Source organism: Psychrobacter frigidicola (assembly GCF_007997305.1).
Lineage (GTDB): Bacteria > Pseudomonadota > Gammaproteobacteria > Pseudomonadales > Moraxellaceae > Psychrobacter > Psychrobacter frigidicola.
Genome location: NZ_VORZ01000001.1, coordinates 441,414 through 460,565, shown reverse-complemented (window position 1 = coordinate 460,565; position 19,152 = coordinate 441,414). Strand labels below are relative to the sequence as shown.

Sequence of the window (19,152 nt, the reverse complement as noted above, 5' to 3'; positions counted from 1 at the left end):
CCCTCTATTATCCTAAGTCACCTTATCCCATATCTTACTCAGACGCTTCGGTGACACTGCCATTCGCGTTTTCATCGGTTGGGCAAACAATTGAATACGATATTCCTCAACCATCCATCGATATTCACTAATTTTTTCATTATCGGCACGACCCGATAAGCGCTCCATGTGTAAATCTAATGCATAAACGCCATCCAAGTCCGCCTCTATATTGTGCTCAAGGCGCTCAAGGCGAATCTCGAGCGCTTCTAGATAGCGCGGATACTGTTGCCAATGGCTGTAATCCATTCGGTAAACAAATTTTGCTAAGTGCAAATCCTCTAGCTGGTCTTCAATATCGTCAATAGACTCACCAAAGATTTCACGGTCAAGCATCAATAGTCCCTGCCGAATACGCTGCCAACGCGTATAGACATTTTTAAGGGTTTTAATCACCGTTTGACCAGTCAATAAGAAGTTACTCACCACTACTTCAACCGTTTGCTGGTATTCTTCCGCCGTAAATGGCAATTCTTCCGCCAAGCCAATCGCAATAGCGTCGGCGCTCTCAGGTAAGTCTGCACTATGGTCAAACAACACATAGTGCTCCTCAAGAACAGCATCTAGCGCCGCATCAATGACAATGGTTTTTAGCTTTTCCATATCGCCAAGCGGCGCAAAAGCCAGTTTAAACACGCTATCAATTTGACTGGTGAGCTGTTTTTTCTTCGCCCCAAGCTGCTTTTTAATCAGGGTCAATATACCAATACGATGTGCCTGCAGGGCAGCATTCACATCGGTATATTGATGAATCGATACGGCCTCTCCCGCCTCATCAGTCACTAACGCGGCAAACTGCTTCATGACTACACCTGCGCTATGATGATTTTTACTAAAACTAAAGTGCTCAGGGAAGCTGGTATGCGCGCCTTGCTGTTCATTCACCGCTTGGCTGGTCTCACTGGCATGACGAATTTGCAAGGTTTGCAGGTCACGACCCTTTTCAATAATACGGTTCTTATCATCGACCACACAGATTTGCGGTTGTAAATAGCGGTCAATGGTAGACGGATTAAAATTATCAGGTGTTACCGACATGATGCCGCGTCGGTTCAACGCTTGGCACAATTGTTTGAGCAACCCTTGTGATTGCGCAGGTTGTAGCTCATCAAATAAGCTGTCGGCGGTATCAGGAATCGGTACGATTTGGCGACGAATCTCTTTTGGCAAGGACTTAAGTAATTGCAATACCAACTCAAAACGCCAACCGGGTACGCCCCATAGCAGCTCAAGAGCATCAAGCTGTGGGAGCGCGGCCAATGGTACACGTATAGTGACGCCATCCTCATCACTTGAGGGATCAAAGACATAACGTAGCGGTAGTTTTAAATCACCCAACTTCCACACTTCTGGAAAATCGCCTGTGGTCGGCGCTTGGCTATTGAGTACGTCATCATCAGTGAAGAATAGATATTTGGTATCGGTTTTTTCGACTTCTGCACGCCAGTCTTCAAAGGCTTTGCGACTGGCGATATGCTCAGGTATTTTATGATCATAAAATTGATACAGCGTTTCTTCATCAACCAACAAATCACGGCGACGTAACTTATCCTCAATACGTTCAATGTCCGCAATTTTATCCATATTATGCTGTAAAAATGGCGCCGCGCGACCAAAGTTACCCGTCACTAATCCATCACGGATAAAAATTTCCCGTGCTTCGATTAAATTGACTTGTTCATAATTGGTCAGCTGCTTACCAATGATAATCAGCCCAAATAAGCTAATTTGCGCATACGCTTTAACGCGACCAGTTTTTTTCGACCAATGTGGCTCAAAGTAGTGATACTTTAACAAGTTGCCAGCCGCTGAGATAATCCACTCCGGCTCAATCTTGGCAACAGTGCGCATAAAGACTTGCGAGGTCTCTACCATCTCAAATGCCATTACCCACGGTGGTATCTGTTTAAATACCGTACTGGCTGGGAAAATTTTAGTCTTTTGCTGGCGCGCAGCTAGATATTCGCCGCGGCTTTCGGTCTTGTGCGCAATAATTGATAATAATCCAGTCAACAATGCACGATGCAAATTGGCATATTTAACTGCTTTAAGCGCTTCATCATTCACGCCCGTTGGATCACTATTGGCTAATTCACCATTTTTAGTATTAGATTTAGTGCTAGTCGCATCATCAGTCAGCTTAAGCTCAGTGACCATTTGCACTAACTGCTTATGAGTTTGATGCCATTCTCGTACACGTGGAAAGCTAAGATAATTCTTTTTAGTGAAATTTTTGCGCTGATTACCTGACAGCTTATTACCATCCTCGTCTTTTTCGAACAGCGCTTTCCATAGGCTGAGATAAAACAAGAAATCCGAATCATCTTGACGAAATTCTGCATGCTTTTGGTCGGCTTGCGTGCGCTTATTAGCAGGACGTTCGCGCGGGTCTTGCACGGCGAGCGCGGCGACTACAATCAGCATTTCACGGATACAATCAAAGTCACTACCGGCAACTAACATACGTGCTAGCCTTGGATCAATTGGCATGCGCGCCATCTGTTGCCCAATACGCGTCAGTTTTAAATGGTCTAATCCTTGGCGTTTTGGCTTGCTGCTTGCTGTGTTATTAGCATTTGAATGACTAGCTGCTTGCTCGTCTTTTTCGGTAATGGCACCCAGCTCATTGAGCAGCTTATGACCATCGGTTACTAGACGACTGTCGGGCGGCTCAATGAAATCAAAGTCATCGACACTGCCCAAGCGTAGGTTTGCCATTTGCAATATAACGGACGCCAAGTTGGTACGTAGAATCTCGGGTTCAGTAAACTCAGGACGACCACTAAAGTCTTCCTCGCTATAGAGACGAATACAAACGCCCGGTGCGACACGACCACAGCGACCTTTACGCTGATTGGCTGCTGCTTGGGCAATCGCCTCAATCGGTAAACGCTGCACCCGTGAGCGATAGGAGTAACGTGAAATCCGCGCAAACCCTAAGTCGATGACATAACGAATACCAGGCACGGTTAAAGCGGTCTCGGCAACGTTAGTCGCAATCACAATACGGCGACCACGACCAGATGGTTGAAAAATGCGCTGCTGTTCTTCGTATGTTTGACGTGCAAATAACGGCAGCACTTCGGTATGCTTGGGTCCATGCCGCTCAAGAACGTCTTGCGTCTCACGAATCTCAGCTTCAGTGGCAGCAAATATCAAGATATCAGCCTGATCTGGATGACCCTTACTTTGGGCATCGCTAAAGCATTCCTCGACGGCAGCAACCACGGCACGCGGCAGATTTTCCTCAAAATCATCATAGCTGTCATCGTCTGAGCTGGTCACTGGCTCATCAGTCAGCGGACGATAACGTACTTCAACTGGAAAGCTGCGCCCCTCGACATTAAAAATAGGGGCTGGTACTTTTCGTTTAAGCTTGGCGTCGTAATGGCTAAAATATTCACTAAAACGCTTGGTATCAAGTGTTGCTGAAGTAATAATGACTTTTAAATCAGGGCGTTTGGGCAGCAGTTTTTTAAGATAACCCATAATAAAATCGATGTTCAAGCTACGCTCATGCGCTTCATCAATAATAATGGTATCGTACTTACTTAAAAAACGATCATGACCCAATTCAGCTAACAAGATACCATCAGTCATTAGCTTAACGACGGATTGCGCAGTGCCCTGCTCATTGAAGCGAATTTTAAAACTGACCGTATTACCTAACTGCTCACCCAACTCTTCAGCAATCCGGTTCGCCACGCTGCGTGCTGCTAATCGTCTTGGTTGTGTATGCCCTATCTGCCCACGTATTCCTCGACCTGCCAGCATAGCAAGCTTTGGTAGCTGAGTGGTCTTACCCGAGCCAGTCTCGCCAGCAACAATAATCACTTGATTATCTATAATCGCCTGAATCAAATCATCAGCACGTTGGCTGACTGGCAAATCAAGATTTAGCTTAGCTGGCAAATTCGCCGGAATACTGTCCATGCGTGCTTGTACCGCTTGCTGTGAACGGGCTTTTAGTTTTTCAAAATTAGCACGTTTTTTAGTTAAATTCTCAGCAGGCTGTTTAGTAGAAGCGGCACGTTTCAGTTCACGCTCAAGGCGACTGAGATAATATTCATCTTTTGCGAGCACAGGTAAATTAGCAACAGAAATAGCGTTTTGAGCTATTGTATCTGCTTGATATTTATTATTTGCATCAGCGCTTAGACTTTCAGTTTGTAGTTGGCTATCGTCTTGATTATTTTTTAGAATATCAGGCATATTTGCTTAGGCTATTTATTGTTTGGAGTTAGGTAGATTATGGGGTTAATTGGCGCATGATTCAAGTTACCGTTGTTGTCCCTTTTTTTGCTTAAAACAAAAAATCCTAAGCCGCTACTTGTCCAATGCAAGTGACGCTTAGGATTTGGCTATACTTATACAAGAAACACTTATGTCATTAGCACTTTAAGTAGCACTCGTACGACTATAACGATTCACTCCCGCAATCATGGTATGCTCAATTACCCTATCGTCACCGAGCATCATTAACACAAATAGCTGCTCATCAAGCGTTTTGGTCTGTGCCATTCGGCGTTCCAACATTGGCGTTGCTGCCATATCAATGACCACAAAATCCGCTTCTTTACTAGGCATAAAGTTACCGATCTTACTGTCTAATACTAACGATTGTGCATTGCCAAGGGTGATATGATACAAACCTTGATGCGCGGATAAGGGATTACTTTGTAATTGCTGTACCTTGTACGCCTCTGACAAAGTCGTTAGCATTGATAGACTGGTGCCTCCACCAACATCAGTAGCGATACTCACGCCCGTGTAGCTTAAAGTTTTGGGTAAATTAAACAACCCACTGCCTAAGAATAAATTTGAGGTCGGACAATGGGCGATTTGTGTATCCGTCTCACGCAGCCGCTCATACTCAGCAGTCTCAAGGTGAATGCCATGCGCCAACGTCGTACGCCGGCCCAGCAATCCCATGTCATCATAAACGTCTAGATAGCCTTTATGATTGGGATACAGACTGCGCACAAAGGCGATTTCATCGTGATTTTCTGCCAGATGCGTTTGCAGATACACACTGTCATAACTGGCGTATAACTCGCCCGCCATCTGTAATTGCTTAGGCGTTGAAGTGATGGCAAAGCGTGGGGTAATCGCCACGTGCTGACGCCCGCGCTCATGCCATTTATCAATAATATCTTGCGTATCGCGAATGCCTTGCTCAGTTGGCACACACAAATTCGCCGGTGCGTTTTGATCCATCAACACATTACCAGTAATCATACGCGTATTCAGGCGCTGACTTTCGGTAAAAAAAGCTTCTACCGACTGCGGGTGACTGGTCGAAAACACCAATGCACTGGTCGTACCATTGGCAAGCAGTTGGTTTAAGAAAAATGTTGCCGTATCTTGTGCGACTTTTGGGTCAGAAAAGGTCGCTTCAGTGACAAATGTATAGTTATTTAGCCAATCGAGCAGTTGCTCACCAAATGCCGCCATCATATCAATTTGTGGATAATGCACGTGGGTATCAATAAAACCGGGCATGATAAGCTTATCTTGATAATCATGAATCTGTACGGGTGCCTGTCCTTCTTGAGCACTGGCATAATCGGCTAGTATAGTTTCACTATTGCCGTAATCGACAATAAGACCTGTTGAATCATCGACAACCAAGGCACCGTTAGCGATATACTCAGGATATACACTCACGCCCGCAACCACAGGCATTAGCGTGATGCTTTTATCAGCCAGTGGCGTTTTTAGTAAGCGCTTCTGAACATCCTTTTCAGTAAGATAATGTAGCAATTGAGCTTGGTAAATATGTAGGGTCATAATGATACCTCGTAGTGCTTTAGGAATACCAAGCTTATGAATGTCGAATAATTAGCATAACAACAAAATTCAGATTAAGGGTGCAGCCGCTAAGAAATTTAGCGAGTACTAAGCGCTATGATACTGTTGCAAGATTTGAGCGACAATAGAGACCGCCACTGCCATCGGCTCTTTACCACCGATTGGCAGACCAATTGGCATGGTTAACTTATCAACCATTTGCTCACTATAACCGCGCTGAAGCAATCGATCTTTAAAGCGCTTGGCTTTGGTCCCTGAGCTGATACAGCCAATATATGGCATCGAATATTCTGCGTTATCGTTTGCCAGTCCTACCTCAATAGTAGCGCGTACCAAATCAAAATCCAAACTATGGTCATGGGTCATAACTAAAATAAAACGCTGACCGCACTGCTCATTAAATGGCGCAAGAAACGGGCGAATACAATCAACAGGTTCATCGGTAACATATGGTCGAATATGCGCAGGAAGACGGTAAAGAGTGGCTATATTTGAATCATCCAAACCTTGTAGTAAACTTTCTTTTTTCTGCGGCGTATTTGCTAAATAAGGCGCAAACATCTCAGGGCGGCTGTCTACCCAATCCACTTGGCAAGGCAACTCGGCAAGTATAGTCATTAATGCGGCTGCCACGTGTCCTGCCCCAAAAACCAATATCGATAACGACGGTGTAATATTAAAGCATTCAAACATCACAGTGACACTACCCCCGCAGCACTGCGCTAATTTAGCACCCAGCGGATAATGTTTGGTATAGACACTATCACGGCGGACTGCTTTGGCTGGCTTTGACTCTATCTTATCTTCACTAACAGTAGCATTTCCAGTGCCATTAGCGTTGGCACTATTATTCTTAGCGTCTTTTTCTTTACCTTCTTTTGATACGGTCGTCTCTATTTCACCATGCAATAATTGCCGCGCGGTCATCATCACATCATGCTCAAGTCCACCGCCACCCAGCGTATCGCAGCAACCATCTTGTGTGATAATCATTTTTGCTTGTAAAGCGCGTGGTGCTGAGCCATTGACCGCAACCACAGTTGCCAAAACGTGCGCTATCCCTTGCTGCTGATAGTGCGCTAGACCGTCATACCAACGTGTGGGCGGCATTGTCAGAGCTAGTGATAAATCATTCACTGTGCGCAGGCCCTCTAGCCGTTGATACATTAGGGTTCTCTACTGCATCCGGTTGGTCGTCAACTTGCTGACCTTCAACCTCTGGCGGATTTATATCGCGAGCGTGAGGTACTTGCTGTGGTTTGACTTTATCGTCGTCGATGCCATCGTTGCTGTTATTACTATTATTATTAAGCAAGCTATCAATCGCTTCAACATTGACACTCGTTGCGATTTCCCACGGTGCACCTTGCATGCGCATGACTGCTTTTAGTACGGCTTCTGGGGTTGCAGGCATTGTAAGTTCGGGGTTTTTCTTATAATCACCTAAGCTAGCAACCGCATTATTAATAGCACACCAGACACTAGCCGCTAACATCAATGGTGGCTCACCCACTGCTTTAGAATTATAAATGGTTTGCTCTTCGTTTTTGCGATCAAACAGATTTACGCTCCACTGCTTCGGCAAATCATGAGCAGTTGGAATTTTATAATTCGCGGCAGCATTGGAAGCTAACTTTCCCGTTTTATCCCATGTCAGCTCTTCTGTCGTCAACCAGCCCATTCCTTGCATAAAACCCCCTTCAATCTGACCGATATCAATAGCAGGATTAATCGACTGTCCCACATCATGCAATATATCGCAGCGCAGTACCTTGTACTCGCCTGTCAAAGTATCAATCTCAACCTCAGAACACGATGCTCCCAAAGCAAAATAGAAGAACGGGCGACCCCATGCTTTGGAGCGATCATAAAATATCTTCGGCGTTTTATAGTAGCCGGTAGAAGATAAACTGATGCGATGTTGATACGCCAATAGAACCATTTCAGCAAAGGTGAATTCTTCTTTATCGCCGATATAAACATGATTGCGCTCAAAACGTATGTCCTCTTGTGCAACGTCGAAATGCGCAGCAGCAAACTCAATGATACGTGTCTTAATCGTTATGCAAGCATTTTGCGCCGCTTTACCGTTGATATCAGTACCTGATGAGGCAGCCGTCGGCGAAGTATTAGGTACTTTGTCCGTCCGCGTGGCTGAAACTTTAACCGTATCTAAATCAACGTCGAATTCATTAGCAACGATTTGGGCAATTTTGATATAGAGCCCTTGCCCCATCTCAGTACCACCGTGGTTGAGGTGAATACTACCATCAGTATAAATGTGTACCAAAGCGCCACCTTGATTCAGGGTCTGCACGGTAAATGAGATACCAAACTTCACAGGCGTCAAGGCAATACCAAGGCGCTTATCACTACCCTCAGCTTCGGCTTGCTGATTAGCAGCTATAATTTGCTGACGGCGACTCTCATAATCACAGTCTTCTGCCAGTGTATTGATGATCGTTGCCAAATCAAAATGCTCAATTGGCTGTCCATAATGGGTACTTTGGCCATTTTGATATAAATTAGCTAAGCGCACTTGCAGAGGGTCTTTTCCTAAAGTATAAGCAATATCATCCATCATATATTCAGCGGTAAGAAGACCCTGCGGGCCACCAAAACCTCGAAAAGCAGTATTAGATACCGTATGAGTCTTGCAACGATGTCCTGCAACATGGGCGTCAGGATAGTAGTAGCCATTATCACAATGGAACATGGCGCGATCGACAATAGCATCAGATAAATCTGGCGCATAACCACACAGTCCTGCTAACTGTATATCGACGCCAAGTACTTGACCGGACGCGTTGACACCGACCTCATAACGATTGGCAAATTCATGACGTTTACCCGTTACTACCATATCATCTTGCCGATCTAAACGCATGCTAACCGGCACATTATGGCGTTTGGCAACGATACCGCACAGGCAGGCCCATGCAGCGGCTTGGGTTTCTTTACCACCAAAACCGCCGCCCATTCTACGCACTACGGTATTGACTGCATGAAAAGGTAAGTCGACCACTTCAGCGACGAGCTGTTGCACTTCACTTGGATGCTGCGATGAGGTATAGACCTCTAACCCACCATCATCACAAGGCATTACATAAGCCACTTGACCCTCAAGATAAAAGTGTTCTTGCCCCAGCATATGAATGTGACCTTTAATACGAACAGGCGCATTCTCAAGCGCTGTCTCAGCATCACCGCGCTGCATAGTATGAGTGGGACGAACAAAATATTCTTGCTCTAACGCCTCCTCAATACTAAGTACCGCTGGTAAGGCTTCATATTCTACAACGGCTTTGAGCACCGCTTGTTTTGCAGCACGATGACTGGTCGCTACTACCGCAAATAGTGTCTGACCCACATATTCTGTGATCTCATCAACCATCAATGGCTCGCCGTCAAACACTGCGCCGATATCAGTTTTGGCAGGCAAATCTTTGAAACTTAAAACATCCACTACCCCATCGGCAGCCTTTACAGCATCTAAATCCATACTTAATACGCGTGCATGGGCGTGCTTACTTTTACCCACAGCTAGATGAAAAGTACCTTGCGGCTTTAAGATGTCATCCACGTAAGTTGCCGTCCCCAGGACGTGACTGATCGCGCTGTCATGCTTAGCCGAGGTACCGATTTTGTTTTTTGCCGGACGCACACGGCGAATACTGTAGCTGTCAAATAACGAGGACTGGTGGCTCATAGTGGTTCTCTTTTTTATTAATGCTCTTTTATTTTTAATAAAATTAGGCTGACAGTAGCAATTTTATAGTTGGCAGATTATCTAGCTAGCACTTTTTATTAAGCACTCTCAGTTTGTACATTTGCTATTAACTGCTTACCACACTTAATTAATAAGCGCTGTACCACATGCATGCGATACTCACGACTGGCTCTAACATCGGTTAATGGCGAGACATCTGAAGGTAGCGCTCGTGCCGCTTTTTCAAAACTTGTAACGTTAAGAGGTTGTCCAATAATAGCTTGCTGGCATTTTTCAGCTAATAAAGGTATCGCTGCCATACCGCCTAAACCGAATTTTGCTTGCTTAATAGTGTTGCAATCTGCTGACAGTTCAATTTTTGCCGCCAGCAAACAGGCAGAAATGTCATCCTCAAAACGCTTACTAATTTTGTGAATAAATAAATGCTGATGGTCTTGCATCAGTGGAATGTGGATGGCGACCACATAACTACCAGCGCGCAGTTTGGTCTTTTTATAATCTAAGAAAAACTCTGATAAAGGTATAGTCTCATCAGTATAAGGTTGTTCAGTGTCATGAGCACCGCAATGACGCAAATGTATACGTGCCTCTAATGCTAGTAAAATCGGCGGCAAATCCCCAATGGGCGATGCATTAGCTACATTACCACCAAGCGTACCCATATTACGGATTTGTGGGGAAGCAATACGCTCAAACAGTCGCGCAAATTCTGGAAAATACTGTTCTAGTACCGGCAGCATTTTTGCGTAGCTCATGCCCGCGCCAAAGATCAGCTCTTGACCTGCTTCTACTTGTTCAGTATGACTGTTAGCGGCTTCATCGATATCAGATAATGACCAAGATTTTAGCGCATCGATAGCCGATAGCTGAATAATTACTTCATGATCAATTAAATTTTGGGTGACACTCAATCCCAAATCTGTACCGCCAGCCCAAATAGTTGCTTTTGGATAGGTTGCTAACAGCTGATTTAGCTCATCAATTGATTGTGGAATAAATAGCTGTCGTCCAGCTTCTGTAAGCGCAGGCTCAATAGTCTCTGCTTCAGTAATCGTTGTTAGAGACTCAGTTTTAGATGCTGCTGGCTCTTTAGTGCTTGCCATCGCATCAGTAGCTAGGTTTATAGTTAAATCTTTTGTTGATGTTTGATTGGTCTCTCTTTGCTTACCGATCTCTTCCATCATCAAACCAGCCTCGATGATAGGTCGATAACCCGTACATCGACACAGATTACCTGATATTGAGGCAACAACCTCATCATAGCTTAAATTATTCTCGCTTAGCTCATCACTATTATCATTCTGCTTTTTTTGCATACGCTTATTTTCATAAACACTGGCCAGCGACATCACAAATCCGGGGGTACAAAAGCCGCATTGCGAGCCATGACACTCAACCAGCGCTTGCTGGGCTGGATGCAATAGCGCGCGCTCTGGATGGTTCTCAGGATTATCCGCTAGATAAGAGGCAGTCATAAGATGATGACCATCCATGAGAGATAGCAAAGTAATGCAAGAATTCAGGGTATAAAAAGGCGCGGTGCTATTAGTGCTGTTATTAGAATTGTCAGTAGCGTTAACAGGCAAGCGCTGCACCATCACGGTACAAGCACCGCAATCGCCACTACCGCAGCCTTCTTTGGTATCGGTTTGACGCGCGTGTAATCTTAGATACTCAAGTACCGTCGTATTGGGATTGAGGTGGGTTAACTCATGGTACTTCCCATTTAGATAAAAATTAATCATAGCAATACTCGGCTAACTTGATGAAAGGGATATAAAAAAAATTTAGTGATTTCAGAACGTATTAAATATTCAACCATGGCTCTAATAGTAATTTTTTTAGAAGGTGATATTAATTTAAGAGTAAGTAAAGACCTTTTAATTAATAACATATAGTAGCGACTTCAACAACTTTTTATTTATTGTTCATCAGCGCTATGTGTTTCAATGGGTAAAAACAAACTTAGTACTATTGCAGTTATAGCACCTATTGCCACTGGAGATATCAATACATTACGCAGTGCTTCAGGCAGTTGTGACAACACTTCAGGTACCATAGAGACGCCAATACCTATGCCCACAGAAGTAGCAATGATCAACATATCGCGGCGGTCAAGCTTGGCGCTGGCCAATACTTTGATACCAGCCACCGCCACTGTACCAAACATAACTAAGGTTGCACCGCCAAGTACGGGCTGGGGCATAGTCTGCAATATGGCGCCAAAAATAGGAAACAGCCCAATAACAATCATGAAAGTTGCAATGTAGATACCAACATGACGGCTAGCTACTCCGGTTAAAGCAATAACGCCATTATTTTGGCTAAAAGTAGTTGACGGCATACTATTGAGAGCTGCGGCAATCATAGAGTTGACACCATCTGCCAATACGCCGCCTTGGATTCGGTTAAGGTAGATCGGACCTTCGACGGGTTCTTTAGAGATAACAGAGTTAGCCGTTAAATCTCCTGTTGTTTCAAGGGCGCTGACGCAGTACAGAATGACTAACGGAATGAATGCTGCGAGATCAAATTGAAAACCGAACTTAAATGGAATTGGAACCGTAATAAAACCAACATTATTTAAGGTGGAAAAATCCAATCTACCCATAAAAAAGGCGGCTACCATACCTAAAATTAGGGCAATGACAATTGAAGAAAGTCTTAATAAAGGATTTTTTGAGCGGTTAAACACAATCACTGATACCAGCACGATCATACCTAAAAGAAGGTTTTGCAGGCTTCCGAAGTCCTCTGCACCATAGCCACCGGCAATATCAGTCATTGCGACCTCAATCAGTGGAATACCGATTAGAATAATAATCGTACCGGTAACTACGGGTGTAAATATTCTTTCTAATTTATGAATAAAACGGCTAAGAATAACCTCAATAAAGGCGGCACAAAAGCTAACGCCAAAAATAGTAGCTAAGATATCTTCCGGTGAGCCACCACGGCCCTTAACAATCAGTCCAGCAGCGATAATAGCCGTTAAAAAGGCAAAACTAGTCCCTTGCAGAGATAGCATGCCAGCGCCTATCGGTCCTATTTTTTTACATTGAATATAGGTACCGATGCCCGATGAGATTAGAGCGCAACTAATAAGATAGGGTACATAAGCGCCCAAACCTAAAGTTCCAGCAACGATTAAGGTAGGTGTGACAATAGCGACGATAGCAGCCAGTAAATGTTGTAAAGCGGCAAAGCTAGCTGGCCAAAAACTCGGCTTATCATCAAGTTGATACATCAACTCGCTATTATCTTGCGATTCTAAAGGTTTAGACACGGGTAATCATCCTTTTTAGTATGGCTTTAAGCCAATAAACAATCCATGTTTATAGTCTATGTCTGACAGCTCATTAATTAGCAATTTGCTATATAATCATCTGATAATAACTGACTGGCTTTAATTAGAAAAAACCTTGTATGTCTGTTATAGCATGCAAAGTAGCACTACGCCAAACAATTTGACTGTTTAGTCAGTTTTCAATGTACTATACCGCGTCTATGTACTTAATGACCTATAAAAATGCTAATAATAAAGGTGCATAAAAAAAGACCGGCGTTTATTAAGGATTCTGAAATCCCAATAAATAAACGCTGGTCTTGACCTAAGCAATACTCAACAAAGTTATTTAGTATTGTTTAAAGATTAACTATTTACTAAGTACCCAGCTCTAATAAGCTGGCATTACCACCAATAGCGGTAGTATTGATGGTTCTTACCCGTTCAGTGACAAAGCGATAGAGATAATCTGGGGTTAGCATTTCAGATAAACCGTCCATATCAGTCACCGCAATGACTTGGGTTAAGATACCATCAGTATTGGCCAGCTCTTGGCTGATTTCCTGTACTTCGCTATGATTGCCCGCAACTGCCACTTGAGCAAGACGGTCAATATATAACAAAGTAACCGTCTGCGAGTCATTCGCAATACTGATAACATCATCGCTGATGCCAGTAGCATAAAGCGCTTTTACCGCTTCAATGCACATCTCATCTTCGCTTGGCCAATGAAGTATTACTTCATTGCCGGTCAATAAGGCAGCTATAAGTTGCCCCAATACTGCCATAGTCTTGGCCGTTTCACCACCGGTAACCATTGTTTTACCACGAGCGGTCACATATAAATCGTTAGATTCGCCAGTCGCGCCTGTCATACGCTGGACGTCATCCAGCTGAGGGGCAGCACTTAATAAATGGTTAAATAAACGCCGCGCTTTATTAGCATCGCCAGTGAGCAAAGCCAGTTTTGGAATAGCCGCTTCTATATAAACAGCTCGCTCAACCGCACTCAGTAGTCGCCAAGCTTCACAGACTTGGGCATGATTGGTTTTGAATTGATTCGCCATTTTGCTGCTCCTTATGCGATATTAGTTTGAATGAATGTTGATGCTTGAGTGTTATTCACACTGTTTTCAGTGCTTGTTTGCTCAGTAGTAAGCTGCATCAAACGCGCCACATAATGCGGGCCACCCGCTTTCGGGCCAGTACCGGAGAGACCACAACCGCCGAAAGGCTGCACGTTGACCACCGCCCCAATTTGGTTACGGTTAACATAGGTATTACCAACAACAGCACGGCGCTCAATGTGTTCAACAATATTTTCTATACGGCTATGAATACCAAGTGTCAAACCAAAACCAGTGCCATTAATCGCATCAATCAGCTGGTCTAAATGGCGCGCTTGATAACGTAAAACATGCAATATCGGACCAAAATGCTCGCCGCCAATAACGTCGATGCTTTGTACTTCAATGACGGTTGGCAATACAAAGGTAGAATCCTCTTCATTGACTGCGGAGCTGGCGCTCATAGGGGTTTGCGCTAGAATAGTCGCCGTAGGCTCAGCTTGCATCCGCGCAATATGCGCTTCTAGTACTTTTTTAGCATCTTTATCAATGACTGGACCGACATCAGTAGTCACATAAGTCGGATTACCAACAATCAGCTCAGCCATACTTCCTTGCAGTAGCTCAATAATGCCATCCGCAACCTCTTCTTGTACGCAGAGAATACGGCAAGCTGAACAACGCTGACCTGCAGAACCAAATGCGGATAGCACGGCATCTTTGACCACTTGTTCAGGTAAAGCCGTTGAATCGACAATCATAGCGTTCTGACCACCCGTCTCAGCAATCAGGACTGGTAACTCACCATTCGATTGTGGATGGTCATTGAGACTCTGGTTAATACGTTGCGCGGTTTGGGTAGAACCCGTAAAAATAACGCCTGCTAAGTTGTCCGCTGCGGTCAATGCCGCCCCGACCTCGCCTGCGCCAGTAACAAACTGTAGCGCCTCGACAGGCACGCCAGCTTGATACATTAATTGTGCACCAAAATGGGCGATTAAGCTGGTTTGTTCGGCAGGCTTAGCAACGACGGTATTACCTGCTGCTAATGCAGCGACGATTTGACCGGTATAAATCGCTAATGGAAAGTTCCATGGACTGATACATACAAAAGTGCCACGGGCTTTATAAACTTGACGCGACTGCTTACCAGCTAAGTCGATAAACTCATGTACTTTGATATCTAAACGCTCAGCTTCATCGGCGTAAAAGCGGCAGAAATCGACTGCCTCTTTAATCTCGTCAATACTGTCCTGCGTGGTCTTGCCCGCTTCAACTTGGCATAGCGTCATTAACTCAGCGTAGTTTTCTTCATATAAATCGGCAATTTTGCGTAGTATCTCAGCACGCTTACTTGCAGGTACTGCTTGCCAGTTTGCTTGCCCAGCGACGGCTGCATCTATAGCCTGACGTGCAATATCAGTATTGGCATATTGTACGTCACCAGCAATGACTTGATGATTCCATGGCGCACGAATGCTGTGTTGTTTATCAAGGATTTGTTCGCCAGCCGTATCGCTGCTAACCGCTTGACCATTGATAATCGGTGTCGCTGTCCAAGTTTTGGACAACTGCTCATCAATAGCGGCTTTGAAAGGCTGCCACTGTGACTCTACAAATATATTAGGCCCAAAGCTGGCACGACGTTGGCCATAGATATCTAATGGCAACGGGATATCCGGATTATGCAAATTAGCATTGGCAAGCAGCTTGTCATACGGATGCACAACCAACTTATCAATCGGATATGTTTTGTCTAATAATTGATGTACAAATGAGCTATTAGCACCGTTCTCTAATAAGCGTCGTACTAAATACGGGAGCAAATCTTTATGTGCCCCAACTGGCGCATAAATACGTACAGGAATATTATATTCTTGTAAAATATGGTCGTATAACGCGTCACCCATACCATGCAAACGCTGAAACTCAAAGTCTCTATGGGGGCTCATGGTCATCACGGTCGCTAGCGTGTGCGCGTTATGAGTGGCAAATTGTGGCCAAATTAATCCACGCAGATGCTCTGACAGTAAGAAACGCGCACACGCTAAATAGGCCGTATCCGTACCTTCTTTACGCGTCCATACTGGATAGCCAGACAAACCTCGTTGCTGAGCCAGCTTAATTTCAGTATCCCAATACGCGCCTTTTACTAAGCGTAGCGGAATACGGTCACCAACTTCTGTCGCTAAACGTGCCAGCCAAGCAAAGATAGCAATCGCGCGTTTTGAGTAGCCTTGTACGACTAAACCCAAACCATCCCATCCCGCCGTCAAGGTATCATGATATAGCGATTCAAACAGCTTTAAAGAAATCTCTAAACGATCAGCTTCTTCCGCATCAATACTGATATCGACATTCACTTCACGCGCCGCTTCAATAAGCAATAGGCAGCGTTGGCGTAGTAGCCCCATTACTTGCGCTTCTTGAGTCGCCTCATAGCGGGGATGCAGTGCTGATAACTTAATAGATACAGAGGGCTTCGGCATGCCGTCTTTAACTTTGATATTGGCGGTAGACTTGACCGCATGCAGATAATCATTAAAGTACTTTTCAGCATCTTGATGGGTAACGGCTGCCTCACCCAGCATATCAAACGAATAGGTATAGCCTTTATTACGATAAACTTGGCTGTTCTTGTTGGCGTCTTCAATAGTCTCGCCCAACACAAACTGATGGCCCATCACGCGCATGGCTTTTTGCATGGCCGCGCGAATCATAGGCTCGCCCATTTTTTTGGTCATACGGTCCAAAAATCCTGAGGCAGTGGTAGCACTATCAATACTGACCACACGGCCTGTCATCATCAAACCCCAAGTCGAGGCATTAACAATGAAACCGTTGTCATCTTTAAGATGTTTTTTCCAATCAGCAACGCTCATTTTGTCGCGGATTAGCGCATCAGCCGTGTAGTTATCTGGCACCCTAATTAAGGCTTCAGCCAGACTCATTAACAAGATGCCCTCTTGTGTATCTAAGCTGTACTCTAACAACAACGAGTCGACCATTTTGACCGCTTTACCATCGTTGCGTACATATTCCACCAACTGGCGTGTTTGCTCAGCAGCAGCGTCACGCTCTTTATCAGTAGGCTTAGCAAGTGGCAGCAACTCAGACAACCAGCGGTCTTCATCGACGCTGTATAACGGTGATATACGCGCATACAGCTCATCTGCTGACTGCTTGATAGAATCAGGCACGAGCAAATCAGTGGGCTTAAATAAAATTGGCTCTTTCGGGGTAAACTGATCTATTGGGTTCATACCAACTCCATAACTGTCGTTTAATACCAGGATAAATAACGAGAAAATCCAGCATAAGCTGGAGACGGTTGGTTAAGTAGGTCGTCGAGAGTTGAACGGGCTACTACGTCAACAATCTAAAGGCAACAACGTCACGTTAAGCGGCATTAGTGCCTTCTTCTTGTTGGTAGTGAATGATGTAAGATCAGGAGATTTTTGAATGATAAATACTTTACTATTTATAGAGTCATGATGCCAAAAAACTGTGATCAAATCTGTCGCTAATTCACTGTAAGAAAAACCTCTACGGCGTTGATTGAGGTGATGCGCTTAACCTAATTATGGTATCACGAAAGAAGCTGTCAGACTAACGTTCTCAATTGTTTAGGCTCATAACCCTACCATTCAAAAACAAATAGAGAACAGAGTTAAACCTATAATACTGCTTGACTCATAAATTTTTGTTTACTAATGGCTAACCAGCAGGGTTTATATGCGCTTTCAAAGCTAAATTATAAAAAACGTTAATTTTAATTAAAAAAAGCCACCTTACTATAAGTAGATAAGGAGGCTTTAAAATAAAAGAATTAGCTTATAAAGAATCAAAAGCTATAGAGCTAAAACTATTAAGCTCAAATTATAGAAACATAATTTTAGCCAATAGCACTAGCGTTAACACCCAAACTGGAACGGTCACTTCAGAGAATTTGCCCGCTACTAATTTGACCGCAGTAAAGGTAATAAAGCCAAGAGCGATACCATCAGCGACAGAATAAGTGAGCGGTGTGAACAACAACACGACCGCAACAGGTGCCGCGTCCGTTAAATCTCCCCAATTGATATCTTTTAGCGTGCATAGCATTAATACTGCCACATAAAAGATAGCACCAGCGGTCGCATAAGAGGGAATCATACCGGCTAATGGCGCAAAGAAGACACTTAATAAAAACAGGACACCGACTGTTACTGCCATCAATCCAGTGCGACCACCTGCTGCGACCCCTGCGACACTTTCGATATAACTGGTCGTGGACGACGTGCCTAACAGCGCGCCTGTCACGGTTGCTGTTGAATCTGCTAACAGCGCCTTACCCATGTTAGGTATATTACCGTTTTTATCGATCAAATTGGCTTGGCTTGTCGTAGCCACCAACGTGCCTGCGGTATCGAATAAATCTACAAACAAAAAGGCAAAAATAACACTAATCATCGCCACATCAAACGCGCCAGCAATATCAAGCTGCATCAGCGTCGGCGCAATTGACGGCGGCGCGGACATAATTCCAGTGAATTGCGTATGACCTGTTAATAAACTAATCAAAGCAATGAGCAAAATACCAATCGTAACCGCACCAGGAATTTTTCTATAAGACAGACCAATAATAACAATAAAACCTAAAGCCGCCATCATGGGTGGAAACGTCGTCATATCACCGAGGGCAACCAAAGTTGCGTCACGCCCGACGATAACGCCTGAGCTTTGTAGCGCAATAAAGGCCAAAAACGCGCCGATACCTGCCACCACGCCTTGCTTAAGACATACAGGAATGGCGTTGATAATCCACTCGCGAATCTTAAACAAGCTTAACAGTATAAAAATACAACCGGACAAGAATACTGCACCGAGCGCCGTCTGCCATGCATAGCCCATACCCAGAACCACGCTGTAAGTAAAGAAAGCGTTGAGTCCCATGCCGGGTGCTAAGGCCACCGGCAGGCGCGCATAGATACCCATTATAAAACAGCCCAACGCAGACGCTAAGCAAGTCGCGACAAATACCGCGCCTTTATCCATACCCGCTTCTGCCAATACGTTGGGGTTAACAAAGATGATGTAAGCCATCGTCAAAAATGTGGTGATACCGGCAAGTATTTCTGTTTTGACTGTGGTGTTATTACCATTAATCCCAAAATAGCGTTCAATTGCGTTCATGAGCGTCGCTTCCAACTGGCTAGTAAAAAGTTACAAGTATTAAA

The 19,152-nt window shown here is 44.4% G+C and carries 9 protein-coding genes; all 9 read right to left on the bottom strand.

The genetic code is table 11. From position 1 onward, the window contains the following. Positions 1-12 precede the first annotated feature (12 nt). The 9 genes from hrpA to ES754_RS01815 all read right to left on the bottom strand — a co-directional run bounded on the left by hrpA (position 13) and on the right by ES754_RS01815 (position 19,108). Positions 13-4,251, bottom strand: a complete 4,239-nt coding sequence (gene hrpA / locus ES754_RS01855; protein WP_227677758.1) for an ATP-dependent RNA helicase HrpA — start codon at positions 4,249-4,251, stop codon at positions 13-15. Positions 4,252-4,437: 186 nt separating this feature from the next. Further along, the gene (gene guaD / locus ES754_RS01850) at positions 4,438-5,829 is read right to left on the bottom strand and encodes a guanine deaminase (RefSeq protein ID WP_147221540.1); all 1,392 of its coding nucleotides are present in this window, start codon (positions 5,827-5,829) and stop codon (positions 4,438-4,440) included. Positions 5,830-5,937: 108 nt separating this feature from the next. Beyond that, a complete protein-coding gene (locus ES754_RS01845; protein WP_228267748.1) occupies positions 5,938-6,987 on the bottom strand; it encodes an XdhC family protein in 1,050 nt (349 codons plus the stop codon). Beyond that, the gene (gene xdhB, locus ES754_RS01840) at positions 6,980-9,559 is read right to left on the bottom strand and encodes a xanthine dehydrogenase molybdopterin binding subunit (protein WP_147221538.1); all 2,580 of its coding nucleotides are present in this window, start codon (positions 9,557-9,559) and stop codon (positions 6,980-6,982) included. The genes ES754_RS01845 and xdhB overlap by 8 nt, the downstream gene beginning before the upstream one ends. A gap of 98 nt (positions 9,560-9,657) precedes the next feature. Next, entirely contained in the window at positions 9,658-11,325 is a 1,668-nt protein-coding gene (gene xdhA / locus ES754_RS01835) for a xanthine dehydrogenase small subunit (protein WP_147221536.1), read from the bottom strand. Between the two features lie 176 nt (positions 11,326-11,501). Next, on the bottom strand, positions 11,502-12,866 hold the full coding sequence (locus tag ES754_RS01830; protein ID WP_228267747.1) for a uracil-xanthine permease family protein: 1,365 nt from the start codon (positions 12,864-12,866) through the stop codon (positions 11,502-11,504). A 377-nt stretch (positions 12,867-13,243) separates the two neighbouring features. After that, positions 13,244-13,933, bottom strand: a complete 690-nt coding sequence (locus ES754_RS01825; RefSeq protein WP_147221534.1) for a 1-pyrroline-5-carboxylate dehydrogenase — start codon at positions 13,931-13,933, stop codon at positions 13,244-13,246. Positions 13,934-13,944: 11 nt separating this feature from the next. Beyond that, complete coding sequence (gene putA / locus ES754_RS01820; RefSeq protein WP_147221532.1) at positions 13,945-17,196, bottom strand: bifunctional proline dehydrogenase/L-glutamate gamma-semialdehyde dehydrogenase PutA; 3,252 nt, start codon at positions 17,194-17,196, stop codon at positions 13,945-13,947. Positions 17,197-17,812: 616 nt separating this feature from the next. Beyond that, the gene (locus ES754_RS01815; RefSeq protein WP_147221530.1) at positions 17,813-19,108 is read right to left on the bottom strand and encodes an NCS2 family permease; all 1,296 of its coding nucleotides are present in this window, start codon (positions 19,106-19,108) and stop codon (positions 17,813-17,815) included. Positions 19,109-19,152 lie beyond the last annotated feature (44 nt).

What these genes read in the sequence shown, in the direction of transcription:
- hrpA (WP_227677758.1), bottom strand. Translation starts at nt 4,251, where the DNA reads ATGCCTGATATTCTAAAAAATAATCAAGACGATAGCCAACTACAAACT.
- xdhA (WP_147221536.1), bottom strand. Translation starts at nt 11,325, where the DNA reads ATGATTAATTTTTATCTAAATGGGAAGTACCATGAGTTAACCCACCTC.
- guaD (WP_147221540.1), bottom strand. Translation starts at nt 5,829, where the DNA reads ATGACCCTACATATTTACCAAGCTCAATTGCTACATTATCTTACTGAA.
- ES754_RS01815 (WP_147221530.1), bottom strand. Translation starts at nt 19,108, where the DNA reads ATGAACGCAATTGAACGCTATTTTGGGATTAATGGTAATAACACCACA.
- putA (WP_147221532.1), bottom strand. Translation starts at nt 17,196, where the DNA reads ATGAACCCAATAGATCAGTTTACCCCGAAAGAGCCAATTTTATTTAAG.
- ES754_RS01825 (WP_147221534.1), bottom strand. Translation starts at nt 13,933, where the DNA reads ATGGCGAATCAATTCAAAACCAATCATGCCCAAGTCTGTGAAGCTTGG.
- xdhB (WP_147221538.1), bottom strand. Translation starts at nt 9,559, where the DNA reads ATGAGCCACCAGTCCTCGTTATTTGACAGCTACAGTATTCGCCGTGTG.